At 72.9% G+C, this 24588-nt stretch carries 22 protein-coding genes; 11 read left to right on the plus strand and 11 right to left on the minus strand.

What is annotated here, in order from left to right; all coding sequences use genetic code 11:
* The first annotated feature begins 51 nt into the window (after positions 1 to 51).
* The 3 genes from HD597_RS15675 (at position 52) to HD597_RS15685 (ending at position 1333) form a co-directional block, all read left to right on the plus strand.
* Positions 52 to 420 (plus strand): hypothetical protein, encoded by a 369-nt coding sequence (locus HD597_RS15675; RefSeq protein ID WP_253742929.1) that lies wholly within the window; start codon positions 52 to 54, stop codon positions 418 to 420.
* A gap of 50 nt (positions 421 to 470) precedes the next feature.
* Positions 471 to 620 carry a DUF305 domain-containing protein gene (locus HD597_RS15680; RefSeq protein WP_253742930.1) on the plus strand — a complete coding sequence of 50 codons (150 nt, stop codon included), beginning with the start codon at positions 471 to 473 and terminating at the stop codon, positions 618 to 620.
* 272 nt (positions 621 to 892) lie between these two features.
* Positions 893 to 1333, plus strand: coding sequence for a DUF4396 domain-containing protein (locus HD597_RS15685; protein WP_253742931.1), 441 nt, complete (start codon positions 893 to 895; stop codon positions 1331 to 1333).
* 4 nt (positions 1334 to 1337) lie between these two features.
* On the opposite strand, the gene HD597_RS15690 is transcribed toward HD597_RS15685, so the two are convergent.
* A complete protein-coding gene (locus tag HD597_RS15690; RefSeq protein WP_253742932.1) occupies positions 1338 to 2480 on the minus strand; it encodes an aromatic ring-hydroxylating oxygenase subunit alpha in 1143 nt (380 codons plus the stop codon).
* A gap of 190 nt (positions 2481 to 2670) precedes the next feature.
* On the opposite strand from HD597_RS15690, the gene HD597_RS15695 reads away from it, so the two are divergent.
* Complete coding sequence (locus tag HD597_RS15695) at positions 2671 to 4623, plus strand: FHA domain-containing protein (RefSeq protein ID WP_253742933.1); 1953 nt, start codon at positions 2671 to 2673, stop codon at positions 4621 to 4623.
* Here the strand turns inward: HD597_RS15695 and HD597_RS15700 are convergent.
* Positions 4620 to 5039 carry a CoA-binding protein gene (locus HD597_RS15700; RefSeq protein ID WP_253742934.1) on the minus strand — a complete coding sequence of 140 codons (420 nt, stop codon included), beginning with the start codon at positions 5037 to 5039 and terminating at the stop codon, positions 4620 to 4622. The genes HD597_RS15695 and HD597_RS15700 overlap by 4 nt on opposite strands.
* 163 nt (positions 5040 to 5202) lie before the next feature.
* On the opposite strand from HD597_RS15700, the gene HD597_RS15705 reads away from it, so the two are divergent.
* Positions 5203 to 5439, plus strand: coding sequence for a hypothetical protein (locus HD597_RS15705; RefSeq protein WP_253742935.1), 237 nt, complete (start codon positions 5203 to 5205; stop codon positions 5437 to 5439).
* Positions 5440 to 5510: 71 nt separating this feature from the next.
* Here HD597_RS15705 and HD597_RS15710 read toward each other — a convergent pair whose 3' ends face one another.
* Positions 5511 to 6437: an alpha/beta hydrolase gene (locus tag HD597_RS15710; protein WP_253742936.1), complete on the minus strand. Its 927-nt coding sequence runs from the start codon at positions 6435 to 6437 to the stop codon at positions 5511 to 5513.
* 145 nt (positions 6438 to 6582) lie between these two features.
* Here HD597_RS15710 and HD597_RS15715 point away from each other — a divergent pair, with 145 nt between their 5' ends.
* Positions 6583 to 7449, plus strand: a complete 867-nt coding sequence (locus tag HD597_RS15715) for a helix-turn-helix domain-containing protein (protein ID WP_253742937.1) — start codon at positions 6583 to 6585, stop codon at positions 7447 to 7449.
* A gap of 419 nt (positions 7450 to 7868) precedes the next feature.
* Here the strand turns inward: HD597_RS15715 and HD597_RS15720 are convergent, their stop codons facing one another.
* The gene (locus HD597_RS15720; RefSeq protein WP_253742938.1) at positions 7869 to 8294 is read right to left on the minus strand and encodes an alpha/beta fold hydrolase; all 426 of its coding nucleotides are present in this window, start codon (positions 8292 to 8294) and stop codon (positions 7869 to 7871) included.
* Between the two features lie 77 nt (positions 8295 to 8371).
* Between HD597_RS15720 and HD597_RS15725 the strand changes: the two genes are divergently transcribed.
* A complete protein-coding gene (locus HD597_RS15725; RefSeq protein ID WP_253742939.1) occupies positions 8372 to 9205 on the plus strand; it encodes a helix-turn-helix domain-containing protein in 834 nt (277 codons plus the stop codon).
* Between the two features lie 20 nt (positions 9206 to 9225).
* On the opposite strand, the gene ilvD is transcribed toward HD597_RS15725, so the two are convergent.
* Entirely contained in the window at positions 9226 to 11073 is a 1848-nt protein-coding gene (gene ilvD / locus HD597_RS15730) for a dihydroxy-acid dehydratase (RefSeq protein ID WP_253742940.1), read from the minus strand.
* Between the two features lie 83 nt (positions 11074 to 11156).
* Between ilvD and HD597_RS15735 the strand changes: the two genes are divergently transcribed.
* A complete protein-coding gene (locus HD597_RS15735; protein ID WP_253742941.1) occupies positions 11157 to 11960 on the plus strand; it encodes a helix-turn-helix transcriptional regulator in 804 nt (267 codons plus the stop codon).
* A gap of 6 nt (positions 11961 to 11966) precedes the next feature.
* Here HD597_RS15735 and HD597_RS15740 read toward each other — a convergent pair whose 3' ends face one another.
* The 6 genes from HD597_RS15740 to sigJ all read right to left on the minus strand — a co-directional run bounded on the left by HD597_RS15740 (position 11967) and on the right by sigJ (position 19124).
* Positions 11967 to 13817, minus strand: coding sequence for a glycoside hydrolase family 15 protein (locus HD597_RS15740; RefSeq protein ID WP_253742942.1), 1851 nt, complete (start codon positions 13815 to 13817; stop codon positions 11967 to 11969).
* Between the two features lie 64 nt (positions 13818 to 13881).
* Positions 13882 to 15981: a SpoIIE family protein phosphatase gene (locus HD597_RS15745; RefSeq protein WP_253742943.1), complete on the minus strand. Its 2100-nt coding sequence runs from the start codon at positions 15979 to 15981 to the stop codon at positions 13882 to 13884.
* A gap of 270 nt (positions 15982 to 16251) precedes the next feature.
* Positions 16252 to 17307, minus strand: a complete 1056-nt coding sequence (locus HD597_RS15750) for a hypothetical protein (protein WP_253742944.1) — start codon at positions 17305 to 17307, stop codon at positions 16252 to 16254.
* A gap of 116 nt (positions 17308 to 17423) precedes the next feature.
* Positions 17424 to 17657, minus strand: a complete 234-nt coding sequence (locus HD597_RS15755) for a hypothetical protein (protein ID WP_253742945.1) — start codon at positions 17655 to 17657, stop codon at positions 17424 to 17426.
* Between the two features lie 80 nt (positions 17658 to 17737).
* Complete coding sequence (locus HD597_RS15760; RefSeq protein WP_253742946.1) at positions 17738 to 18154, minus strand: VOC family protein; 417 nt, start codon at positions 18152 to 18154, stop codon at positions 17738 to 17740.
* Positions 18155 to 18236: 82 nt separating this feature from the next.
* A complete protein-coding gene (sigJ, locus tag HD597_RS15765) occupies positions 18237 to 19124 on the minus strand; it encodes an RNA polymerase sigma factor SigJ (protein ID WP_253742947.1) in 888 nt (295 codons plus the stop codon).
* 143 nt (positions 19125 to 19267) lie between these two features.
* On the opposite strand from sigJ, the gene HD597_RS15770 reads away from it, so the two are divergent.
* From HD597_RS15770 to rph, 3 genes are all read left to right on the plus strand, one after another.
* Positions 19268 to 20410: a serine hydrolase domain-containing protein gene (locus HD597_RS15770; protein ID WP_253742948.1), complete on the plus strand. Its 1143-nt coding sequence runs from the start codon at positions 19268 to 19270 to the stop codon at positions 20408 to 20410.
* Positions 20411 to 20419: 9 nt separating this feature from the next.
* Entirely contained in the window at positions 20420 to 21850 is a 1431-nt protein-coding gene (locus tag HD597_RS15775; protein ID WP_253742949.1) for an MFS transporter, read from the plus strand.
* Positions 21851 to 21958: 108 nt separating this feature from the next.
* A complete protein-coding gene (rph, locus tag HD597_RS15780) occupies positions 21959 to 24565 on the plus strand; it encodes a rifamycin-inactivating phosphotransferase (RefSeq protein ID WP_253742950.1) in 2607 nt (868 codons plus the stop codon).
* The last annotated feature ends 23 nt before the right edge of the window (positions 24566 to 24588 follow it).

Here is a 24588-nt window from a genome sequence, read left to right on the forward strand (position 1 = left end):
ACGCTTGCTGGCGTTCTGACGTGCTGCTTGCCTCGAAGGGTGGTGGGACCTGTGCGGCCGATCCGTGGAATGCGGCTGGCGCGCGCGGTCCTGCTCGCAGCCCTCGCCCTGGGCGTGTGCGGCATGCACACCCTGGGTCATCCGAGCGGCGGTCACGGCTCCGCCCCGGCCTCCCACGTCGCTGCCGCCGCGGGGGCCGAGGGGTTCGTGCCCGACTCCGTGCCGCCCTTGGACCCGACGGACGTGTGCCTGGCCGTCCTGATCTCGCTCGTCGTCCTGCTGCTGACCGGTGCCCGGGCACGGGCGGGACGACGGGCGGAGAGCGGGGGAGGGGCGATCGCGTCCGCCCGGCGGCCCGCCCGTCCGCCGCCGAAGCCTGCCTCCAGGCGCCTGGCGACTCTCTCGATCCTGCGTGTATAGGCCGGTCGCACGCGCGGGCGGGCCATCCGCCCTGCCCGCCCGCGGGACAGATGATCGCCCATCACCAGGGCGCCATCGAGATGGCCCGCACCGAGCAGGCCGCAGGCTCGAACCCGCGGGCCAAAGAGCTGGCCGGCGCGATGGCGGCCACGCAGCAGGCCGAGGTCGAGCAGCTGCGGAGGATCCTCGGCAGGCTCTGACCCGGCGGAGCCCGTCCGGGCGCCGGCCGCGCCCGGACGGGCTCCTGGGCATTGCGTTCATACCCATGGGGGGTATAAGTTGGGCCGCGCTAAAATGCGAATGAAACGCCTGGAAGGTAACGATGTCCGGATCTATGCATCACGGCGAGCACGACCACGGTTCCCCCGCTCCCCGTCCCGACGCGCACAGTGAGCATGGCGAGCACAGTGAGCATGGCGAGCACCCTGAGCACGCTGAGCACGACCAGCATCACGGGGCGGCTCATGGGCCGATGAAGGCGACGTGGGGCGTGGCGGCGTCCGCGACGCTGCACTGCCTCACCGGGTGCGCCATCGGCGAGGTGCTCGGCATGGTGATCGCCACCGCCCTGGGCTGGCACGACCTTCCCAGCATCCTCCTGGCCGTCGCCCTGGCGTTCGTCTTCGGCTACGCGCTCACCCTGCGCGGCCTGTTCCGCGCGGGCCTGAAGTGGCGTGCGGCGCTGCGGCTCGCGCTGGCCGCCGACACCCTGTCGATCCTCGTCATGGAGATCGTCGACAACGGCATCATGCTGATCATCCCCGGCGCGATGGACTCCGGCCTGGCCTCCTTCCTGTTCTGGGGCGCCCTGGCGTTCTCGCTGCTCGTGGCCTTCCTCGTCACCACGCCCATCAACAAGTGGATCATCGGGCGGGGCAAGGGCCACGCCGTGATCCACGCCTACCACCACTGACCGCTCAGGCGGGGCGCAGCTCGCGCCGGTACGCGTCCAGGACGAGGCCGTGGAAGTGGTGGACCGCGTGCTCGGACAGCCCCGACCCGCCGGGGTCGTGCACGATCTTCCCCTGGGTGAAGGCGGGGGTGCGCATGCCGCGCTGGACGCTCTCCACCAGGGCGATGTCCTCCTTCTGGAGGACCTCGTCGATGTAGCGGATGCTGTCCAGCTCCGCCTCGTCGGGCTCGGCGGCCTCCAGGTAGAAGTCCCACGTCTCCCGCGTGCGCTCCGGCCCGTCGGGAACGATCTGCAACACCATGAAGTTGCCGCGGCCTGGATAGCGCAGCAGGCAGGTGTTGGGCCACAACCACCACACCGCGTGCTCGGTGACCGTCGCGCCCGACACGTCGTAGGCGGAATTGCCCGCCCGGCCCGCCTGCGCCATATGGCTGGAGTAGATCCCGTAGGTGGTGACCCGGTACGTGCTCATATCCACCAGGGACACGAAATCCTTGTGCGCCACATGGCAGTGGTAACACTCCAGGAAATTGTCCACGACATTCTTCCAGTTGGAGGCGATATCGTAGGTGAGCCGGCGGGCGAGCGTCAGCTTGGCGACGTCCGGAGCCCGCGCCCGGATCTCCGCCTCCAGCTCCCCGGCCTGCTCCCGCAGCGGGGCCGCCGCGGGGTCGAGGTTGACGTAGACCATGCCCCCGAACTCGGTGATCCGGATCTGGTCGAGGCGCACCGCGGAGGTGTCGAAGGCCGGCATGCCGCCGGTGTTGCGCGCCCGCCTGAGCCGGCCGGTCAGGTCGAAGGTCCAGGCATGGTACGGGCACACGATGCTGCGCCGGACCCCGGAGCCGGACAGCAGCTCGTGCGCCCGGTGCTTGCACACGTTGTAGAACGCCCGTAACGTGCCGGCCGCGTCGCGGACGGCCACGATCGGCAGGCCGGCCACCGTGCCCGTCACGTAGGCGCCCGCCTCCCGCAACCGCTCCACGTGGCACAGCCACTGCCAGGTGCGGGCGAAGATCGCCCGCTGGTCGACGCCGGCCCACCGCGGATCCGTGTAGGCGTCGGCGTGCAGGGACATCGACAGCGCGGGATCCGGATGGTATCCGGCCGAGATGTGCTCGAAGGCGTCGATCGGATCGGGGGTCACCGTACCTCCCAGGCGTGGCGCCGAAGGCGTCGCGTACGCGCTTTGATCGCATTATGCCCACCCGTTTTCCCGAGCCACTGTTTCACCGGTGATATTCGCGGCGTGCGTAATTTTCAGCGGTCGTTTCCGGCGATCCGGTTCACGCTGGGGGCGCAACTCCGTCAACAGGCCTGGGAAATGGGAGTGACCTATGCCGCCGGTGATCGTGGGGCGTGACGGCCCGCTGTCCGGACAGCGTTATCCGATGGACGACCGGCCGATGACCTTCGGCCGCAGGAACGACAGCCGCATCGTGATCGCCAGCGGCCGGGCCTCGCGCGCGCACGCGGAGGTGCGGCACGAGGCGGGCCGGTACGTCCTGCACGACCTGGGCAGCCGCAACGGCACGCTCGTCAACGGCGTCCGCGTGACCAGGCACGAGCTCCGGCCCGGCGACCTGATCACGATCGGCGACGAGATGTTCCGCTTCGAGGCGTCCGACGACGCCGAGACGATCATGGATCCGGCGCTCATGCGGGAGATCGGCCTGAGGGCGGCGCCCGCGGTGGACCCCGCCGCGGTCCTGCGCGTCACGATCAGCGGCGGCGGCCCGGTCGGGCTCGGCTTCGCCCTGCTCCTCGACCACCTCATGGGCGAGCGGGTGGCGGTCACCGTGTACGACGGCCGCTGGATGCGCGACGGCGACCGGGTCGTGTGGAAGGGCAAGGAGCAGGGCAACGTCCGGCGGCAGCAGGTGGTGACGGTGCAGAGCCGCCAGTACCTGAACCTGCCGGAGAAGGTGCAGGCCCGGCTGTTCGGCCCCGGCGCGTACACCGAGATGTGGCCGGCCGGCCCCGACTCGATCCGCGGCCGGAGCCCGCGCAACCTGCGCATCTCGCACATCGAGGACACGCTGCTGGCGATGGCCGGCGAGCGGCCCGGCCGGATCCGGCTGGTCCCTGAGCGCTTCGACGCCGCCGAGCACCCGGAGGCCGCCGCGCGGGACCACGTGCTGGCCATCTGCGAGGGCGGCCGCTCGCGCACCCGGGAGCACTTCGCCGCCAAGTTCGGCAAGGCCGACACCTCCATCTACTCGCTCGACGGCCACCACGTGCGGGACGTCGTGCTGGGCCTGCGCGTCAGGTCCGACCTGCCGGACCCCATGACGGTCCTGCTCACCGTCGCGCAGAACCGCTTCCTCCTGAACGCCCTGCGCGGCGAGGGCTTCCTCAACATGCGCCTGACCGACGCCGAGGCCGAGGAGGTCATCGGCATCGACCCCGTCCGGCGCGTGTTCGAGCAGTGCGTGGCCGCCAGCCCGTGCCTCATGGACCGCACCGAGCACGGCGAGTTCCGCTGCTCGACGCACAGCACGCTGTTCCTGCCCGCCCTGGTCAGGGGCTCGGCGCTGTGGGGGCGGGTGATGGAGGGGCTGCGGTTCTTCGGGGTGCGGGAGGAGAACCTGAGCGCCGTCACCGCCTTCCGGCTCGACATGGTGCAGCGGCCCCGCTTCACCGCCCAACTGCACGCGCCCACCGCCACCACGCCCGGCACGTACGGATTCCTGCTCGGCGACGCCGCCAACGCGATCCACTTCTGGCCGGGCCGCGGCCTCAACAGCGGGCTGGCCTCGGCCATCTCGCTGGCCAGGACGCTCAGCCAGAGCTGGCGGGCCCGGCCGTTCCGGGACGCGGACTTCATCCGGCACGAGGCGGCCATGTCGATGCTGCAGTACCGGCACAAGAGCCGCGCCTGGAAGGCGATGGTCACCACCGACGGCGACGGCGTCACGCGGGCGATCAAGGACCAGATCGCGCAGGGCATCGCGGAGGCCCCGGAGCGGAACGACGCGCAGGCCGACCTGGACGCGCTCCTGGCCCGGTTGCGGCAGATCCGCGACCGCCTGGCCCCGCGCATCCCCGGCATGCCGGACGACGCCACGCTCCGCGGCCACCTGCGCGGGCTGAAGGCGGAGACCCTGCGCGCGCTGCTGGTCAGCGGGGCGTGGGACACGCTGATCATGGGCGGTGAGGAGGTCGACATCGACCTGTTCTACCGCCAGGACCCGCCCGACGTGCTGGTGTCCACGGCCTCGCGCAGCCCGGCGGTGGAGCCGGGGGAGGGGCAGCAGGCCACCAAGGTCATCCGCCGCGGGCAGACCTAGGCAAGGCGCCGCAGGGCCCATTCGACCCCGGGGCAGCGGTCCATGACCACGTCGAGGCCGGCGTCCAGCGCGCGCAGGCCGGCCGCCTCGTCGATCACGCCCAGGGGCAGCCAGACCGCGCCGGCGCCGATCGCGACGGCCTCGTCGATCACCTGCCCGGCATGCTCGGAGCGGCGGTACACGGCCACGACGTCCACGTGGTCCGGCACCTCGGCCAGCGACGCGTAGCCGGGCTCGCCCAGCACGGCCTCGGCGGCGGGATGCACGGGAACGATCCGCCGCCCTCGCGACTTGAGCAGCCCCGCCTGGTCGTAGGCCGTACGGCCGGGATTGTCGGACAGGCCGACGAACGCCCACGTGCGCGCCTCGTTGAGGAGACGACGGATGACGTTCTCGTCCGCGAAACGGTTCCCCATGTCCCGGCCAACGCTCAAGGCGGGGCGGGCATTTCCTCCCGGTGAAAGTCATCACCCGGCGCCGGCGGGCATACCTCGTGCCTGATGGGCAGGAGGACAGAGGCGGCCCGGCGGGGCCGGGCCGGCAGGGGGATCTGACCGTCGAAGGGCTAGGAGGAGACACATGGATCCGTCAAGCCAGGAGACTGGCAAGGTCACCGGCACTCAGGACAAGGACTACAACCTGATCTGGTTCGTGGAGCAGTGCCTGAGCAACGTGCTGCGGCTGGAGAACTACATCGCCGACGCCGAGCGCGCCGGCGACGGGGAGCTGGCGAGCTTCTTCCGCCGCGCCCAGGCCGAAAGCCGTAAGGGGGCCGAGCAGGGCAAGGAGCTTCTGGGCAAGCGCCTGCTGAAGTGACCACCCGGAGAACCCGCGAAGGCGGCCGCCCATGCCGGGCGGCCGCCTTCGCGGTGCGGAACGGCAGCGGGCTAGGCCGTCCGGCTGAGGTTCTCGCCGAAGAACCCGGCGATCCGCTCCACGGCGAGATCCACGTACTGCTTCCTGTCGTAGAGATCGACGTGGCTGGCACCGTCGATCCAGCACAGCTCCTTCGGGCCGGTGGCCCGCTGGAAGGCCTCGACGCTCATCCAGGACGTGACGGCGCGGCTGCCGGCGACCATGAGCAGCGGCCGTTCCCCGATCAGCGGGATCGGCGCGAAGGCGTCGAAGGCGGCCATCCTGTCGATGCTGTCCCAGGTGAGGGAGCCCGCCGAGCGGGGGTGCAGCCCGCGTTCGGTGCGGTAGTACTCGAAGCCCTCGGCGCCGTGCTCCCCGCCGAGCGCGTAGGCCTGCTCGACGGTGTCAGGGAAGAGGGCCAGCACCGGCGGCTCCTCGCCCCGGGCCGCCACGGTACGGGCGTGCGCCGCGGCGTCCAGCATGCCGAGGAACACGGCCGGGTCCTGGGTTCCGTCGGCGCCCAGCCGGAACTGGCGGGCGACGTCCACAGCGCTGACGGTGGCCAGTGCCCTGACGCGGCGGTCGCCCGCGGTGGCCGCGAGGGCGTAGCCGCCCGAGGCGCAGATGCCGAGCACGCCGATGCGGCCGGGATCCACCTCGCCGCGAGCGGTCAGGCACGAGACGGCGGCCTTCAGGTCCTCGACGCGCTGCGCCGGGTCCTCCAGGCCGCGGGGTTCGCCGCCGCTCTCGCCCTGGTAGGCCGCGTCGTAGGCGAGCGCGACGAACCCCCTCTCGGCCAGGAGGCGGGCGTAGAGCCCGGCGGCCTGCTCCTTCACCCCGGTGCCGGGGTGGCCGACGACGATCGCCGGGCGGGGGCCCTCGGCCGGGGCGTCGGGAAGGTGCAGGTGGGCGGCGAGCGGGAGGCCGGCGCTGGGGAAGGTGACGTCGATCTTCGACATGGAGTGCTCCGTCCGTGGTCGCCCGGCACGGCGCCGGGCACGAGTCCACGGTGGTCGCGATCCCGGAGGGGCAAAAGCGGCGAGTTCCTGCCTGGGAAGAAACCTGCCCCCTCAGCCTCGACCCGTCAGGTCCGACAATGGAGGCATGAGCACCACATCAGGCCCGGGCGAACTCGGCGCCTTCCTCAAGGCGCGCCGGGCGCAGCTGGCCCCGCAGGACCTGGGGCTGCCCGAGCAGGGGTCCCGGCGCAAGGTCGCGGGGCTGCGCCGCGAGGAGGTCGCCCAGCTCGCCGCCATCAGCGTCGACTACTACACGCGGCTGGAGCAGGGCCGCGTGCGAGCGTCCGCCTCGGTGCTCGCCACGCTCGCCCGCGCACTGCGCCTCGACGACGACCAGCAGCGGTACCTGTACCAGCTGGCCGGCAAGGCCGACGCCCGGCCGCGCAGGCGCCGGCCCGCGCAGCGCGTGCGCCCCGCCATGCGCCGCCTGCTCGACCAGCTCACCGCCACCCCCGCCATCGTGCTGGGCAGGCGGCTGGACGTGCTGGAGTGGAACGCCGGCGCCGCAGCCCTGTTCACCGACTTCGCGCAGCTCCCCGCGGACGGGCGCAACTACGTGCGGCTGCTGTTCACCGACCCGGCCATCCGGGGCATGCACCTGGAGTGGGAGCACGACGCCCGCGACGCCGTCGCCGCCCTGCGCATGGAGTCCGCCGCCGATCACGACGATCCCGAGCTCGCCCGCCTCGTCGGCGAGCTGTCCGTACGGGACGCCGACTTCCGCACCTGGTGGGCCGAGCACCGCGTCAACACCGCCACCTACGGCACCAAGCGTTACCGGCATCCGCTGGCCGGTGAGCTCACCCTCGATTGCGACACGTGGAGCAGCCCCGACGGCTCCGGGCAGCGCCTCATGGTGCTCACCGCCGAGCCCGGCACGCCGTCGTACGACGCGCTGCGCATCCTCGCCTCGTGGGCGCCCGCGCCGCCGAGCCGGAGCCTGACGCGCTGACCCGGCGGCATCGCCCCGCGCCGAGCCGCCCGCCCGAGGCAGGCCGCCCGCTCAGCCCGCCCGAGGCAGGCCGCACCGCTCAGCCCGCCCGCGTGGCGTGGACCGCGGCGAAGGCCAGGAGCAGCGCGGCGGTCCGCGGCCGACGAGGACCGCCATCTCCGGTCGTCCTCGCCGAAGATCACCAGCACCGGCTTGCCGAGCTCCGCCAGCCGGTCCGGGAGCGGCCGCTGCCTCAGGTACTCGGTGGTGCCCATCATCGTCATGGACAGCGTGTGGTACGTCATGAGGCGCACCTCGTCCAGGAGCTCCTGCGGGACCTGGTAGCCCGGCCGGCTGAAACCCGTGCTCGCGAACCGGCGGATCCGCTCGTCGGCCGGCGGCCACTCGCCGGGCGCGATGGCGGCGGACTGCGGCGCCAGCTACGCGTCCAGGCTGGGACCGGTGTTGACCAGCGCCAGCGCGGTCACCAGGCCGGGCCGTAGCTCGGCGAGGGCGGTGGCGACCACGCCGCCGCTGGAGTGCCCGGCGACGACGGCCTGCCGGACGCCGAGCCGATCCAGCGCTTCGCCGGCCCGGCGCGCCTGGTCGGGGGTGGCGTAGCTCCGGTCGTCCGGTTTGGCCGACCGGCCGTGACCGAGCAGGTCGATCCGGAGGACGCGATGGGATCCGGTCAGCAGCGGGACCATCGGATCCCAGGAGCGGACCGAGGAGGCCGACCCGTGGACGAGCAGGAGTGCGGGGGCGTCGCGCGGGCCGTCCAGGCACACGTGCAGGTCACCGTCGTCCAGGGACAGGGTCGTGGTCGTGGTCCCGGTGGTGGTCCCGGTCGTGTCAGGAAGGGGCATGAGGTCACTGTCGCCGCCGGTGCGCGGGCCTGGCTTGGACAGATGTTCCCCTCGACCGGCTCGCGTAGCATGGATTCGTGCGGACGTTCGTGCACGGCGAGTCTGTTTGGGGCGTCGCGAGTCCTCGGCGGCCCAGCCGGGTGGCCGGTGTCACCATGGCCGGGTTCCACGTCCGCGACCTGGACGCGCTCCGGATGGTCCCGCACCCGGCCGTGACGTTGCTGCTGGAGTTCGGCGCCGGCTCGGCCGTCCTCGACGGCGCCGCCGGGCGGCGGCACCTGGGAAGCCTCGTGGCCGGGCCCGGGTTCGGGTCAGGCGGCGCGGTCTGGGCGCGGGGCGAGAACGTCGAGTGCGTGCAGGTGCGCCTGTCCCCGGTGATCGCGCACGCGGTCCTGGGCGTCTCCCCGGCCGAGCTCGACGGCGCCGTGGTGACGCTCGACGATCTGTGGGGCCCGGAGGCGCCGCGGATCCTGGAGCGGCTGGCCGCGTCCTCCTCGTGGGACGACCGGTTCGCGCTGGCGGACGCGCTGCTCGCCCGCCGGCACGAGGCACGCGCGCCGGTCGACCCGGAGGTGGCCTGGGCCTGGGAGCGGATCGTCGGCGGCCGGGGCCTGATCCGGGTCGACGGGCTCGCGGAGGAGGTCGGGTGGAGCCGCAAGCGGCTGTGGTCCCGGTTCCGCGCGCAGCTCGGCCTGCGGCCCAAGCAGGCCGTGAAGCTGGTCCGCTTCGACCACGCCGCCCACCGCCTGGTCGCGGGCGTCGGCGCGGCCCGGGTCGCGGCCGACGCCGGCTACGCCGACCAGTCGCACCTGCACCGGGATGTCATGGCGTACACCGGGGTGACGCCCGCGAGCGTGGCCGGCGAGCGCTTCCTGGCCGTTGACGACCTCGCCTGGCCCGCCACGGCATGAGCGTCGTGCTCCTCCGGGTCTCAGCGTCCCGCGATCTCGCGTACGGCGCCCTTGTCGGCCGACTCGGCCAGGGCCGCGTAGGCGCGCAGGGCGGCCGACAGGGGCCGGTCGCGATGCCGGGGCCGGTAGCCGGCGTGCTGCTCCAGGCGGTGGCGGCGCGCGGCGAGCTCCTGCTCGGGCACGTCCAGGCGCAGGGCACGGGCGGGCAGGTCGACGGTGATGGTGTCGCCGTCCTCGACCAGGGCCAGGACACCGCCGGCCGCAGCCTCGGGCGAGGCATGGCCGATCGACAGGCCGGAGCTGCCGCCGGAGAAGCGGCCGTCGGTGACCACCGCGCACGCCCCGGCCAGGCCCCGGCCCTTGAGGTAGGCGGTCGGGTACAACATCTCCTGCATGCCGGGCCCGCCGCGCGGCCCCTCGTAGCGGATGACGAGCACGTCGCCCGGTGACAGCCGCCCGGACAGGATCGCCTCGACGGCCTCCTCCTGCGACTCGGTGACCACCGCCCGGCCGGTGAAGACGTGCAGGACCGCCGGCACGCCGGCCGACTTCACCACGGCGCCGTCCGGGGCGAGGTTGCCGCGCAGCACCGCGAGGCCCGCGTCGGCCGAGTACGCGTGCGCGGCGTCGCGCACGCAGCCCGCCGAGGCGTCCAGGTCGAGGGACTCCCACCGGGCCGACTGAGAGAACGCGGCCGGCGATCGGGCGCCGCCCGGGGCGGCGTGGAACAGCTCCACCGCCTCGCGGGAGGGGGACGCGGCGCGCACGTCCCAGGCGGCCAGCCACGCGTCGAGCGAGTCCGCGTGCACGGCCTGCACGCCGGGCCGCAACATCCCGGCCCGGTGCAGCTCGCCCAGGATGGCGGGGATGCCGCCGGCTCGGTGCACGTCCTCCATCAGGTACGGGCCGTTGGGGGCGACCTTGCACAGGAACGGCACCGTGCGCGAGCGCGCCTCGATGTCGGCCAGCGTGAAGTCGAGCCCGGCCTCGCGGGCGGCGGCCAGCAGGTGCAGCACGGTGTTGGTGGAGCCGCCCATGGCCAGGTCCAGGGCCATGGCGTTGTCGAAGGCGGCCCGGGAGGCGATCGCGCGGGGCAGCACGCCGGCGTCGTCCTTGGCGTAGTAGCGCGTGGCCAGCTCCATCACGGTGCGGCCGGCCTGCTTGTACAGGGCGCGGCGGGCGGTGTGGGTGGCCAGCGTGGTGCCGTTGCCGGGCAGGGCCAGGCCGAGCGCCTCCAGCAGGCAGTTCATGGAGTTGGCGGTGAACATGCCGGAGCAGGATCCGCAGGTGGGGCAGGCCGCCTCCTCGATCCTGGCCAGGTCCTCGTCCGTCAGGTCGGGGTTGGCGGCCTCGGACATGGCGCTGATCAGGTTCAGCCCGGTACGGACCGTGCCGTCGCCCATGACCGCCCGGCCCCCCTCCATCGGGCCGCCGGAGACGAACACCGTGGGGATGTTCAGCCGCAGCGCGGCCATCAGCATCCCTGGAGTGATCTTGTCGCAGTTGGAGACGCACACCAGCGCGTCGGCGCAGTGCGCCTGCACCATGTACTCGATGGAGTCGGCGATCAGCTCCCGCGACGGCAGCGAGTACAACATCCCGGCGTGGCCCATGGCGATGCCGTCGTCGACGGCGATGGTGTTGAACTCGCGCGCGATCCCGCCCGCCGCCGTGACGGCCTCGCAGACGAGGCGCCCCACCGGCTGCAGATGGGTGTGGCCGGGCACGAACTCGGTGAAGCTGTTGGCCACCGCGATGACCGGCTTGACGCCGATGTCCGCCGCCGGGACGCCGGAGGCGCGCATCAGGGCGCGGGCGCCGGCCATGTTCCGCCCGTGGGTGACCGTACGTGATCTCAACTGTGGCATGCCGCCATGCTGGCGGCCCGCGGGCGTACGGCGAAGACGCCCGTACTACTAGCACTCCTGCTACCAGCATTACCCTGGTTCGGATGAACACGGCGGCCGAGCGACGCGGAGCACTGGGCAGCTTCCTGCGCGCCAGACGGGCGGCCCTCGACCCTGTCACCGTCGGCCTGCCCCCGCCCGGGCCGCGCCGCAGGGGCGGCCTGCGCCGCGAGGAGGTCGCCACCCTCTCCGGGGTCAGCGCGACCTGGTACACCTGGCTGGAGCAGGGCCGCGACATCCAGCCCTCCCGCCAGGTCCTCGACGCCCTCGCCCGCACCCTGCACCTGACCTCGGCCGAGCATGCCTACATGCTCTCCCTGGCCGGCTACGCGCCCCTGCCCGCGGCCACCGCGGACGCCGGGCGCACGGCCCCCGGCCACGTGCAGCGCCTGCTGGACGCGCTGGCCGGCTTCCCCGCCTACGCCATCGCCCCCGACTGGACGATCACCGGCTGGAACGCCGCCTACGCCACCCTGTACCCGAACGTGGCCACGGTGGACCCGGGCGAGCGCAACCTGCTGTGGCTGGTGTTCACCGACCCCTACGTCCGCGACCTCCTGCCCGACTGGGAGACCACCAGCCGCCGCTTCCTCGCCGAGTTCCGCGCCGAGGCCGGCCCCCGCCTCGGCGACCTGGCCCGCACCCCGGTCATCCAGCGCCTCCTCGGGGCCAGCGCGGTGTTCAGAGCCGCCTGGCAGGACCACCGCATCGAGGGCTTCACCTCCCGCGAACGGCTCTTCCACCATCCCGCGGCGGGCGTCCTGCGCTACGAGCACCACCGCCTGGCCCCCGCCGACCACCCCGACCTCCACGTGGTCATCTACACCCCGGCCCCGGCGCACCCGTGAGCGCTCCTAACCGAGGGCGTGATCGAGGTTGAAGGCCGCGCTGATGAGCGCCAGATGGGTGAAGGCCTGCGGGAAGTTGCCGAGCTGCTCGCCCGTGTGCCCGATCTGCTCGGCGTACAGCCCGAGGTGGTTGGCGTAGGTGAGCATCTTCTCGAAGGCCAGGCGGGCCTCCTCGACGCGGCCCGCCCGGGCCAGCGCCTCGACGTACCAGAACGAGCAGATCGAGAACGTGCCCTCCGGGCCCTCCAGTCCGTCCGGGCTGAGCTCGGGGTCGTAGCGGTAGACCAGGGAGTCGGAGACGAGGCTGTCGCCGAGCGCGTCCAGGGTGGACAGCCATTTGGGGTCGGTCGGCGAGACGAACTTCGCCAGCGGCATCATCAGCACGGCCGCGTCGAGCAACTCGTCGTCGAAGTGCTGCACGAACCCCTGCAGCCGCTCCGACCAGCCGTGCTGCATGATGTCGCGGTAGATGGCGTCGCGGTTGTCGCGCCAGCGCGGGATGTCGGCGGGCAGGCCGCGCTGGCCGGCCACGCGCATGGCGCGCTCGATCGCCACCCAGCACATCAGGCGGGAGTAGGTGAAGTTCCTGCGCCCGCCGCGGGTCTCCCAGACGCCCTCGTCGGGCTGGTCCCAGTTGTCGCAGACCCAGTTGACCAGCGTGCACAGCTCGTCCCAGCGGCGGCTGGAGATGGGCGTGCCCCACTTGTTGTACAGGTACACGGAGTCGATGAGGGCGCCGTAGATGTCGAGCTGGAGCTGGTCGACGGCGGCGTTGCCGATCCGGACGGGCCGCGAGCCGCGGTAGCCCTCCAGGTGGGGCAGCTCCTCCTCGGGCAGCTCGCTGCGGCCGTCGATGCCGTACATGATCTGCAGCGGCCCGCCGGGGCCGGTGCCGGACAGCCGGACGTTGCTGTCCAGGAAGTCCATGAACGCCTCCGCCTCCTCGGTGAAGCCGAGGCGGAGCAGGGCGTAGACGCAGAACGCGGCGTCGCGCACCCACACGTACCGGTAGTCCCAGTTGCGCTGCCCGCCGATCTGCTCGGGCAGGCTGGTCGTGGGCGCGGCGACGATGCCGCCGGTCGGCGCGTAGGTGAGGAGCTTGAGCGTGAGCGCGGAGCGGTGCACGATCTCCCGCCAGCGGCCCCGGTAGCGGGAGGCCGACAGCCATTTGCGCCAGAACGCGACCGTGGCCGTGAACAGCTGCTCGGCCTCCTCCAGCGGGCAGCCGCGGGGTTCGACGCTGGGCGCGAGCCGGTCGAGGGCGAACACGGCGCGCTCGCCCTCGCGCAGCACGAACCGGGTGCGCACGTCGCGGTCGTCGTGCTCGACGGGGACGCTGGAGGAGAGCTGGAGGCTGAGCGACGGCGACTCGAAGATCGTGAGCTCGCCGTCCCGCGTGAGGGTGTGCGGCTGGCGGGCGTAGTCGAAGCGCGGCGCCACCAGGGCGCGGAACGGCAGCGCGCCGCGCACGCAGGTGACGCGCCGGATCAGCCGGTGCCGGTCGGCCTCGGTGGCGCCGCCCTCGATGGGCATGAAGTCCTGGATCTCGCCCACGCCGTCGTCGGCGAAGAAGCGGGTGATCAGGACGTTGGTGTCGGGGAAGTAGAACTGCTTGGTCGTGTACGGGATGTCCGCGGCCAGCTCGAACGAGCCGCCCCGGTCGGCGTCCAGGAGCGAGCCGAACACCGACGGGGCGTCGAAACGAGGGCAGCAGTACCAGTCGATGGTGCCGTTGGTGCCCACGAGCGCGACCGTGCGCAGGTCGCCGATCAGCCCGTGCTCGCCGATCGGCAGGTAGCGGGGGTCGCCGGGAGGGTCGTGCCAGCCGTTCGCCGGGGTGGTGCTGTCTGCCTGCATGTTCTCAACGTAAGCAGCGACGGGCGCGACGTCGCGGGGACGCGCCAGGAGGCCGCCTCGCGGGTCAGCGCGCGGGCTGCTGGTGCTTGAGCAGCAGCAGCGCGATGTCGTCGCAGCGCTGCTCGGCGTCGGGCGCGCAGTCGAGCAGCGTCTCGCTGAGCCGGTGGAGCGGCTGGTCGGCGGCCTGCGTGAGCTGCGCGGCCAGGCCGGCGATGGCCTCGCCCAGGTGCGTGTCCGGCCTCTCGACGAGACCGTCGGTGTACAGGGCCAGGACGGCGCCGGGCGAGAACGGCACCTGCACCGGGTGGTACTCCGCGTCCGGATCGATGCCGAGCAGCGGCCCCGGCGGGACGTCCACGGGCTCGGCGCTGCCGTGGGGGACGCGCAGCAGGGGCGGCATGTGGCCGGCGTTGGCCGCGGAGAACGCGCGCAGGCGCAGGTCGAGATGGACGACCAGGCAACTGGTGAACAGCTCGGTGTCCAGGTCGAGGAGCAGCCGGTTGGCGTGCCGGAGCACGCCGCCCGGATCGCCGCCGAGATGCGCGTCGGCGGCGACGGAGGTGTGGATGGCGGTGCGGACCTGCCCCATGAGGGCCGCCGCCGCCATGTTGTGGCCCTGGACGTCTCCGATGACGGCCACGGCGGCACTGTCATGCAGGCGGATGAGGTCGTAGAAGTCGCCGCCGATGCCCGCACCGCGCGTGGCGGGCGTGTACCGGGCGGCCGTCTCCAGGCCCTCGATCTCGGGGAGCCTGCGGGGCAGGAGGTTGGTCTGCAGGCAGTGGGCCACGTTGTCCTTCGCCTCGTACAGCAGGGCGCGGTCCAGGGCCTGGGCCATCATGCCGGCGAGGGAGGTGAGCGTGGCGCGCTCGGCGCCGGCGAAGCGGCGCGGGTGGTCGAAGGCCAGTACGCAGACCCCGATCACCCGGTCGGCGAAGGCCAGCGGCAGGAACGCCCAGGCTGCCATGCCGCCGGGGGGCATCGCGTCCGGGGCCTGGTCTCCGGGCCCCTGCCCGTCGCCGAGGAACGCCGGCCGGCCCGTCCGGGCGACGTCACCGACGGGGCCGACGGATGTCAGGGGCAGGAAGTCGAGGTGGTTCAGCAGCTCGGGGCTGCAGCCGTGCGAGCCGATGATCCTCATCCTGCCGCCCTCGGCGACCAGGATCGTCATGGCCTGGACGCCGCACATGGGCAGCATGTGATCGGTGACCACGTCGATGACCTGGCTCGTGGTGAGCGCGCTGGTCAGCGTGGCGGCCATGTGCAGGAGGTTGTGGACGCCGTGCGGCTGCGCCGACACGGGCGAGCCGTCCGGATCGGGTGGCGCCTCGTCGACGCACATGAGCTGCAGGCTGACCCCGGACGGGCCGGGATGCATCCGGATCTCGATCGGGTCGCCGTGCGGGGGGTGCAGGGTGCAACAGGTGAGGCGCTGGCCGACCACCGCGGCCCGGAAGCGGTCCTTGAAGAACGGGTCGCGCAGCCACCCCACGGCCTCCCACAGCACCCGGTCGCAGATCTCCGGCACGCTGCCGCCGAGCAGCTCGGCCGCCGGCGGGTTGACGTAGGTGACGCGGCCGTGCAGGTCGACCGCGACGCAGCCGTCCCGCAGCCGCTCGGCGAAGCCGGCGGCGGCCGTGGCGGTCCCGGGCTCCGGCGCCGCGGCCGCGGGCGAGGGCAGGACGCGGGGCGATCCGGTGGCCAGGACCGGCGGCCCGCCGTCCTGCAGCAGCTCGCCCAGCCGCTGGGAGACCCGTTCGATGGCCTCGCCTTCGCCCTGCTGGGGCGGCGACGTGCGCGGCGCCGGCCAGATGAGCGCCCAGGTCCCCTTGACCTGCCCGTCGACGGCGATCGGGGACGCCATGATGGAGAAGTGGTAGGGCGCCAGCAGCGAAGCGGCGGGAAAGCGGCGGGCCAGTTCCTCCGGATCCGCGACCCAGATCCTTTCCCTCAGGCGGACGGACGCGGCCACCGGCGTGTCGCTCGCGCGCCGCATCCTGGACCACGGCCCCACGACCGGGCCCGGCAGCCCCAGCTCGGCCTGCATGAGCAGGACCTGCTCGGTGTCGTCCAGCAGGTACAGCACGGCGATGTGGGCCGCGGTGGCGCGTGCCGCCCACATGAGAGTCTCGTCCAGCGCGGCGGTGAGGTGCGCGTCGGACATGTTTGATCGGGGAGAGGTGCTGGGCTCGTTGTTCCCCGGCGAGGGCATCGGCCTCTGACCCTTCCCTGCGTCGGCCATGCGGTCACGTTATCTGCCAGGTTCGGGTGCCATGTTGGTGTTTGTCCTAATATGGCCGCGCGCGGGGTGGGCGATGGGCGTCCCCAGGCGAAGTCATGGGCGGGCCGCAATCGCGGCTTCACCAGCGGGGGCGTACGGAAAGTCGCGGCAAAATCCCTTCGCCTCCGAGCGTACGAGCGGTGCCGGCCGGCCCTACCTCCGCCGGAGGATGACCTCCTTGCCGAAGTCGGCGTCGTGGTTCGCCGCCCCCACGGCCCACACCTCCGCCGCGCCGGGAACCGCCGCCACGGCCACGCGGCCCAGCGGATGGTCGTAGATCCGCTCACGGGTCCAGGCCCGCCCGTCGAAGTGCAGGGCGACCGTGGTGTCGCCGCCGCCGGCCCCGGCCGCCCACACGTCGCCGGGCCCGGACGCGGTGACGCTCGTCAGCGGCCCGTCACCGCCGGGCACGGCCACCCGCTGCCAGGAGACGCCGTCCCAGTGCATGACGAGCGGCTCCGCCCGCCCGGGATCCCCGGCCGCGGTCCGGCAGGCGAACCACGGCGTCGTCCCGCCCCCGATCCCGCCGACGGCCCACACGTCGTCCGGCGAGATCGCCCACACCTGGCTGAGGTAGCCTCCCGGCACGTCGGGAAGGGGCAGCTCGGCGTACGTCCCGTCCGGGCCGGCGTGCCAGACCGCGGGCCTGACGCCCGAGCAGCCGTCGCGAAGCCCGGCGCCGGCCACCCACACCTGCCCGTGCCTGGCCGTGACCGCCAGGAACTGGCCCTGGAAGGTGGCCCGCTTCTCGAACGTCCGGCCGGTCCACTCGACGGCGAACGAGGTCTGCCTGGCCGGATCCGTACCGACCAGCACCGCTCGCCCCCTGTCGGCCGAGACGTCGGTGAACCGGTGCCTCCCCAGCCCGGACGGGCGCGGGTACGACCAGCGCCGCCCGTCGCCGTGGACGACCACCCCGTCGCCCACGATCCAGATGTCACCGGGCCCGCCCACGTCGAACCCGGTCACGTAGAGCTCGCGATCGAGCGTGGTCTTCCTCCACGCCGTTCCGTCCCATCGCTCGACGACCACGGTCCCTTCGCGGTCCTCCGCGCCGTCCTCGAACCCCGCCGCCCACGCCTGCCGAGGCCCCTTGGCGACCACGTCCACGAGCTCCGCCCGCGCCCGCAGCCGCGCACCCGCGACGTCCTTCCATCGCGGGGAGCGGGGCTGCACCTGCTGGGTGGCCGCCGAAGGGGTGACGGTCACGGGCCCTGATCGCACAGGTTCCGAGCACCCGGCCGCCGCGCCAAGACACACCACCACGGACGCCGCAAGCCGCGCGATCTTCACAAGAGCTCAGTATGGCCGCTCCCTGACGACGGCTACCAGGGAATCTGAAGGGCCCAGAGCTGGTTCGACTGGAAGCAGGTGTACCAGGGCCACAGGCCGGTGCTCCGGCCCCGCTGGCCGACGTGGTGGCAGCTCTCCGCGGTGGGGTAGTAGCCGTAGATGCTGACCATGGCGGTCGAGGCCGTGGCGCTGACAGGGGCCGTGCCGCCGAGGAGCGCGGCGACGCCGAGGCCGGTGACGACGAGGCGTAAGGCTGCTCTTCTCATGAGTCTCCTCACCTGCGAATACACGCTCAACTGTTAGTTAATTTTACTAACAGAAAGCGGCCGCGCAAGGCTTCGCACGGTCACGCCGGCCGGAAAGCCTCGTGCCGCCGCAGCCACTCGGCCCGGACCTGCGGCGCATGGGCGTCCTGCACGCAGAACTCGTTGCCTTCCGGGTCGGCCATCACCACCCAAGGCTGGTCGCCCTGGCCGATGTCGACGCGGGTGGCTCCCAGCTTCTCCAGGCGGGCGACCTCCACGGCCTGATGCTCGGGACGCAGGTCGAAGTGCAGGCGGTTCTTGCCCGCCTTGAGCTCGGGCACCTTGATGAACAACAGGTCGGCCACCACGCAGTCGTCGCGGGTGCCCTCGCGCGGCTCGACCACCCACTCGGGATCCTCGTCCCGGGTGATCACCCAGTCCAGGGCCTCTGCCCAGAACCTGGCCACCCGTCCGGGATCCCGGCTATCGATGATCAAGGCCCCGATCCGCAGTCCCATGGCGTCACCGTAGGACACCGTCACGCGAGCGTCCAACGCCGGCGAGCCGGCGCCTTCCCCATCCGGCTCGCTCCCGCGGGCATCACGGCTCCAGGTCGGCGAGATCGAGCCCGGCCAGCCGGTCGGGGTCGGACAGGATGTCGATCGTGGCGATCCTGTCGTCGGCGATGGTGAAGCTCATCACGGAGATGAGCCGGTCGTCGATGGTGTTGACCAGACCGGCCAGGCCGTTGACGAGCGCCGGGTGGGTGGTGGTGCTGGTGGCCATGCGCTGGAAGGTGGCGAGCTGCCCGGCCACGGCCTCCAGGCCCCGGATGACCCTCATGCCGCCGGTGAGCTGCCCGCCGTCGGCGCGTAGCACCACGTCGGGATCGAGGACGGACACCAGCGCCGCGAAGTCGCCGTCGCGGGCGGCGGCGAGGAAGGCGTCCACGGCCCGGCGCTGACTGCTCAGATCGGGATCGGGGCTCGGGGCCGCGCCGCGGACGCGCCGGCGCGCCCGGCTGGCGAGCTTCTTGGCCGTCGCGGGGGTCCGGTCCACGATGGGGGCGATCTGCTCGAACGGCAGGCCGAACATGTCGTGCAGCACGAACGCCAGCCGTTCGGCCGGAGTCAGGGACTCCAGCACCACCAGCAGCGCCAGGCCCACCGAGTCGGCCAGCAGCACCTCCTGCTCCGGATCGGCGGCGTCGGCCCGGCTGATCACCGGATCGGGCAGGCGGTCCTCCAGCGACTCCTCCGCCCTGGACTTGCGGCTGCGCAGCATGTCCAGGCACACCCGGCCGACCACGGTGGTCAGCCAGCCGCCGAGATTGTCGATGTCGGCCGAGTCGGAACGCGCCAGCCGCAGCCACGCCTCCTGGACCGCGTCCTCCGCCTCGCTCAACGAGCCGAGCATGCGGTAGGCGACCGCCTTCAGATGGGGGCGGTGCCCCTGGAACCGGTCGGCCAGGAAGTCATGGTGCGTCACTGTCGCAATCCTCTCATCTCGCTCACGTCAGACAGTTGACGCGGCGAAGCAGCGAAAGGTGACCGCGACCGCGCCCGGTCACCTTTCCGCCGGGGCATCCGTCATGCCGGCGACCGACACTCACTCACGAAGGGTTGCCGACGATGAGCAGGATGGATGTCCACGGCACGGTCGCGGACGGCTTCGAGCAGGTCCGCGAGGCGTTCGCCGCGGTGGTGGCCGAGCAGGACGGCCAGGCGGGCGCGCAGCTCACCGCCTACGCGCATGGCAGGCAGGCGGTGGACCTGTGGGCCGGGGACGAGGTGAGCGGCGACACGCTGACCGGCGTCTACTCCTCCACCAAGGGCGCCGCGACGCTGGTGACGGCGCTGCTGGCGCAGGAGGGCGTGCTCGATCCGGACGAGCCGGTGGCCCGGCACTGGCCGGAGTTCGCCGCCGCCGGCAAGAGCGGGATCACGCTGCGCGACGTGCTGACCCACCGCTCCGGCGTCATCGGCGTGGACGGCGGGCTGACGGCGGCCGAGCTGGCCGACGACGCGGTGATCGCGAGCCGCCTGGCCGGGCAGCGGCCGTACTGGCGGCCGGGCTCGGCCTACGGCTACGGCGGGTTCGTCACGTTCGCCCTGGTGAACGAGGTGATCCGGCGGGTGACCGGCCACTCGCTGCAACAGGTCTACGAGGAGCGCATCCGGGCCCCGTACGGGCTGGACCTCTACCTGGGGCTGCCCGAGACCGAGGAGGAACGGTTCCGGCCGATCCGGTGGTGGACGGCCACCCCGGAGCAGGAGGCCGCGTTCTGGTCGAACCTGCCGGGGCCGCACAGCATCCTCGGCATCGGCTACGGGCTCAACAGCACGCCACCGCTGGACCAGGTGGCCTTCGCCAACACCCGCGCCGTCCGCGCCGGCGGCCAGGCCTCGGCCGGCGGGGTGGGCAGCGCGCGCGGCCTGGCCGGCCTGTACGCCGCCGCCGTCTGGGGCCTCGACGGGCGGCCACCGTTCCTCAAGCCCGGCACCGTCGCCGAGTTCGCCCAGCTGCACTCCACCGGCGCCGACCTGGTCCGCGGCGACCAGGGCAACTACGCGCTCGGCTTCCAGGCCAAGGGCCTGCGCTACCCGTTCCTCAGCGCGAACGCGTTCGGCCACGACGGCTCGGCCGGCTCGGAGGCGTTCGCCGACCCCATGAGCGGCATCGCCTTCGGCTACACGCGGCGCCGTTTCGGCTTCGGCTGGTCCTACCCCGAGCACGACCGGCTCGCCGCCGCCGTCCACCACGCCGCCTCCTGAGGACGTCTGATGACCTCGCACACCTCTCATGAAAGAAGCGGCCTGGCCCTCCTGGTGATCGCCGCCGCGCAACTGCTGATGGTGATGGACGGCACCATCGTCACCGTCGGCCTGCCCGTCATCGGCGCCGGGCTCGGCATCGCCGAGGCGGACCTGGACTGGGTGCTCACCTCCTACGCCCTGGCCTTCGGCGGCCTGCTGCTGGCCGGCGGCCGCGCCGGCGACGTGTTCGGGCGGCGCAGGCTGTTCCGCGCGGGGCTGGCCGTCTTCCTGGCCGCGTCCCTGCTGGGCGGCCTGGCCGGCAACGGCAGCGTGCTGATCGCCGCCCGCGTCCTGCAAGGTGTGGGCGCCGCGATCGTCGCCCCGGCCGCGCTCTCCCTGCTCGCCGACACCTTCCCCGCCGGGCCCGAACGCAACAGGGCGCTCGGCGTCTACGGCGCCATGGGCGGCCTGGGCTCGGTCGCCGGCCTGCTGCTGGGCGGCGCGCTGACGGAGTACCTCGGCTGGCGCTGGATCATGTTCATCAACATCCCCATCGCGCTGGCGGTCCTGGCCGGCACCTTCGCCCTGCGGCCGGGCACCCGCGAGCGCGGCGGCCTCGACCTGCCCGGCGCGGTCACCGTGACCCTGGCGCTCGGCGCGCTGGTGTACGCCATCAACCGGGCGGGCTCCCACGGCGCCGGTGACGCGCTCACCCTCGCCTTCGGCGCGGCAGCCCTCGCGCTGCTGGTCGCGTTCGTCCTCATCCAGCGCGGCGCGCGCACCCCGATGCTGCCCCCGAGCGTGCCGGCCGACCGCGGCAGGCTCGGCGCCAACCTGGTGATGCTGCTCATGGGCGCCGGACAGCTCGCCACCTTCTACTTCCTCACCCTCTACATGCAGACGATCAACCAGTACTCGCCCATGATCACCGGGCTGGCGTACCTGCCGTTCGCCATCGGCATCGGCATCGGCTCCGGCCTCGTCGGGCCCAGGCTGCAGGCCCGCACCTCCACCCGGATCGTCCTGGCGACCGGGATGGCGGTGGCCGCCGCGGCGATGGGCTGGTTCAGCCTGCTGACCCCCGGCCAGAACCCGCTGCTGGTGCTGCTGCCCGCCCAGCTCGCCGGCGGGATCGGCCTGGGCATCGGCTTCGTCGCGGCCACCATCGGGGGCGTGCAGGGTGTCGCGGCGCGGGACTCGGGCATCGCTTCCGGCCTGGTCAACACCAGCCAGCAGATCGGCGGCGCGCTGGGCCTGGCCGTCCTGGCCGGCGTCGCAGCCACCGCCACCGCGAGCCGGCCTGCGGGCACGCCCGTGCCGGACGCGCTCACCAGTGGCTACACCGCGGGCATGCTCGGCGCGGGCGGCTTCTACCTGGCCGCGATCCTCACCGCCGTCATCCTCCTGCGGCCCCGCCTCGCGAGCCGGACCGCGCAACCTCTTGGCAGCGGCTCATGACGAAACCCCCTGCCACTATCAGGTTATAGCAGATCCGGGCACCTCATGAGGCGCGGAAAAGTGCTCCATAATGGCCCGTCCAGCCCGGCGGACGATGGAGCGGTGGACGTGCGTTACGTGATGGATTTCCAGCAGATCGGGTCGTCGGACATCGCGGAGGCCGGCGGGAAGGGGGCTCACCTGGGCGAGCTCTCGCGCATCGCCGGCATCAGCGTGCCGGACGGCTTCTGCGTCTCGACCCACGCCTTCCGGCGGGTCGTGGCCGAGGCGCCGCCGATCGGCGCTCACCTCGACCGGCTGTCGCGCGTGGAAGCCGGCGACCACGCGGCGATCCGCACCCTGAGCGCCGAGGTCCGCCGCGTCATCGAAGGCGCCGCCGTGCCCGACGAGCTCGCGGCGGAGATCGGCGCGGCGCTGGCCCGGCTCGGGGAGCCGGTCGCCTGCGCGGTGCGGTCCAGCGCGACGGCGGAGGACCTGCCGACGGCGTCCTTCGCCGGCCAGCAGGACTCCTACCTCAACATCGCGGGCCTGGCGGAGATCCTGCTGCACGTCCGGCGGTGCTGGGCCTCGCTGTTCACCGAGCGGGCGGTGATCTACCGGTGCCGCAACGGCTTCGACCACCGCAAGGTGCGGATGGCCGTGGTCGTGCAGCGGATGGTGTTCCCGGACGCGGCGGGGATGCTCTTCACCGCCGACCCCGTGACCTCGAACCGGAAGGTCGCCACGGTGGAGGCCGGCTGGGGGCTCGGCGAGCCGCTCGTCTCCGGTCTGGTGGCCGGCGACGTCTACACGGTCCGCGACGACGAGGTCGTCGCCGCGACGGTCGCCACCAAGCCGCGGCTCGTCGAGGCGTCGGCGGGCGGCGGCACCCGGGACGTGCCCGTCGAGCCGGGGCGGCAGCGGCGGCCGGTGCTGACGGACGCGCAGGCCGTGCGCCTGGCGCGGCTGGGCCGGCGCATCGAAGCGCACTTCGGCCGGCCCCAGGACATCGAATGGTGCCTGACCGGCGACGACTTCCACATCGTCCAGAGCCGGCCGATCACCACCCTGTTCCCCGTCCCCGTCACCGACGACCAGGACAACCACGTCTACGTCTCGGTCGGCCACCAGCAGATGATGACCGACGCGATGAAGCCGCTGGGGCTGTCCGTGTGGCAGCTGACGACCCAGCGGCCGATGAGCGAGGCGGGCGGGCGGCTGTTCGTCGACGTGGCCCCCATCCTGGGGACGGCCGCGGGCCGCTCGTGGCTCATCGAGACCCTGGGCAGGTCCGACCCGCTGATCCGCGACGCGCTCCAGACCGTCGTCGACCGCGGCGACTTCATCCGCTCCCGCCCTGACGAGGGCTTCCCCGGCGCACCCGCCGGCGGCGCGCTCTCCACGATCGAGACCGATCCGGCCGTCGTCACCGAGATGATCCGGCGCACCCAGGAGTCCATCGCCACCCTTCGGCGGGAGATCCGGGCCCTGTCCGGCCCGGCGCTGCTCGACTTCATCCTGTCCGACCTCGCGGAGCTGAGGCGCACCCTGGCCGAGCCGCGGAGCATGCAGGTGATCACGGCGGGGATGGAGGCGACCTGGTGGCTCAACGACCACCTGGAGTCGTGGCTGGGCGAGAAGAACGCGGCCGACGCGCTCACGCAGTCCGTCCCCCACAACGTCACGTCCGAGATGGGGCTGGCCCTCCTCGACGTCGCGGACGCGGTCCGGCCGCACGCCGGCGTCGTGGCGTTCCTGCACCGCGTCGTGGACGAGGGCCGCTCGGGCGAGGGCTTCCTGGACGAGCTGGCCGGGCTGCCCGGCGGGCGGGAGGCGCAGGACGCCTTCCGGGGCTTCCTCGACGAGTACGGCATGCGCTGCGCGGGCGAGATCGACATCACCAGGACGCGCTGGAGCGAGGACCCCGCCACGCTCGTCCCCACCATCCTCGGCAACGTCAGGAACTTCGAGCCGGGCGCGGGCAGGCGCCACTTCGACCAAGGGCTTCAGGAGGCACGACGCAAGGAACAGGACGTGCTGACACGGCTGCGCGCCCTGCCCGGCGGGGAGCGCAAGGCCGCGGAGACCAAACGGATGATCGACCGCGTCCGCGCCTTCGCCGGGTTCCGCGAGTACCCCAAGTACGGCATGATCAGCCGCTACTTCGTCTACAAGCAGGCGTTGCTGCGCGAAGCCGGCCGCCTCGTCGGCTCCGGCGCCCTGCGCGAGCCGGACGACCTCTACTTCCTGCGGTTCGAGGAGCTGCGGGAGGTCATGCGCGCCGGCCGGGCGGACGCCGCGCTCATCCGGGAGAGGCGGGAGGCGTTCCGCTCGTACGAGGCGCTCACCCCGCCCCGGGTCCTCACCTCCGACGGCGAGGCCCTCAACGGCCGGTACCGGCGGGACGACCTCCCGCCCGGCGCGCTGCCCGGCCTCCCGGTCTCGGCCGGCACCGTCGAGGGCCGTGCCCGGGTCGTCACGGACATGGCGCACGCCGACCTGGAGGCGGGCGACATCCTGGTCACCCCCTACACCGACCCGAGCTGGACCCCGCTGTTCGTCACCGTCGCCGGGCTGGTGACGGAGGTGGGCGGCCTCATGACGCACGGCGCGGTGATCGCGCGGGAGTACGGCCTGCCGGCCGTCGTGGGGGTGGAGCACGCCACCCGGCTGATCCGGGACGGGCAGCGGATCCGCGTCCACGGCACCGACGGCCACGTCCAGCTCCTCGACTGAGCCCGGACGGCTGGCGGCAGGCG

Source organism: Nonomuraea thailandensis (genome assembly GCF_024172165.1).
In the GTDB taxonomy this organism is placed as follows: domain Bacteria; phylum Actinomycetota; class Actinomycetes; order Streptosporangiales; family Streptosporangiaceae; genus Nonomuraea; species Nonomuraea thailandensis.

Excerpts from the sequence above, each read along its gene's own strand:
- HD597_RS15745 (WP_253742943.1), bottom strand. The coding sequence starts at position 15,981 with ATGTCCGACGCGCACCTCACCGCCGCGCTGGACGAGACTCTCATGTGG.
- HD597_RS15680 (WP_253742930.1), top strand. The coding sequence starts at position 471 with ATGATCGCCCATCACCAGGGCGCCATCGAGATGGCCCGCACCGAGCAG.
- HD597_RS15715 (WP_253742937.1), top strand. The coding sequence starts at position 6,583 with ATGAGCACCACATCAGGCCCGGGCGAACTCGGCGCCTTCCTCAAGGCG.
- HD597_RS15700 (WP_253742934.1), bottom strand. The coding sequence starts at position 5,039 with ATGGGGAACCGTTTCGCGGACGAGAACGTCATCCGTCGTCTCCTCAAC.
- HD597_RS15740 (WP_253742942.1), bottom strand. The coding sequence starts at position 13,817 with ATGCAGGCAGACAGCACCACCCCGGCGAACGGCTGGCACGACCCTCCC.
- HD597_RS15705 (WP_253742935.1), top strand. The coding sequence starts at position 5,203 with ATGGATCCGTCAAGCCAGGAGACTGGCAAGGTCACCGGCACTCAGGAC.
- HD597_RS15755 (WP_253742945.1), bottom strand. The coding sequence starts at position 17,657 with ATGAGAAGAGCAGCCTTACGCCTCGTCGTCACCGGCCTCGGCGTCGCC.
- HD597_RS15695 (WP_253742933.1), top strand. The coding sequence starts at position 2,671 with ATGCCGCCGGTGATCGTGGGGCGTGACGGCCCGCTGTCCGGACAGCGT.
- HD597_RS15710 (WP_253742936.1), bottom strand. The coding sequence starts at position 6,437 with ATGTCGAAGATCGACGTCACCTTCCCCAGCGCCGGCCTCCCGCTCGCC.
- HD597_RS15720 (WP_253742938.1), bottom strand. The coding sequence starts at position 8,294 with ATGCCCCTTCCTGACACGACCGGGACCACCACCGGGACCACGACCACG.
- HD597_RS15735 (WP_253742941.1), top strand. The coding sequence starts at position 11,157 with ATGAACACGGCGGCCGAGCGACGCGGAGCACTGGGCAGCTTCCTGCGC.
- HD597_RS15770 (WP_253742948.1), top strand. The coding sequence starts at position 19,268 with ATGAGCAGGATGGATGTCCACGGCACGGTCGCGGACGGCTTCGAGCAG.
- HD597_RS15685 (WP_253742931.1), top strand. The coding sequence starts at position 893 with ATGAAGGCGACGTGGGGCGTGGCGGCGTCCGCGACGCTGCACTGCCTC.
- HD597_RS15775 (WP_253742949.1), top strand. The coding sequence starts at position 20,420 with ATGACCTCGCACACCTCTCATGAAAGAAGCGGCCTGGCCCTCCTGGTG.
- ilvD (WP_253742940.1), bottom strand. The coding sequence starts at position 11,073 with ATGCCACAGTTGAGATCACGTACGGTCACCCACGGGCGGAACATGGCC.
- HD597_RS15760 (WP_253742946.1), bottom strand. The coding sequence starts at position 18,154 with ATGGGACTGCGGATCGGGGCCTTGATCATCGATAGCCGGGATCCCGGA.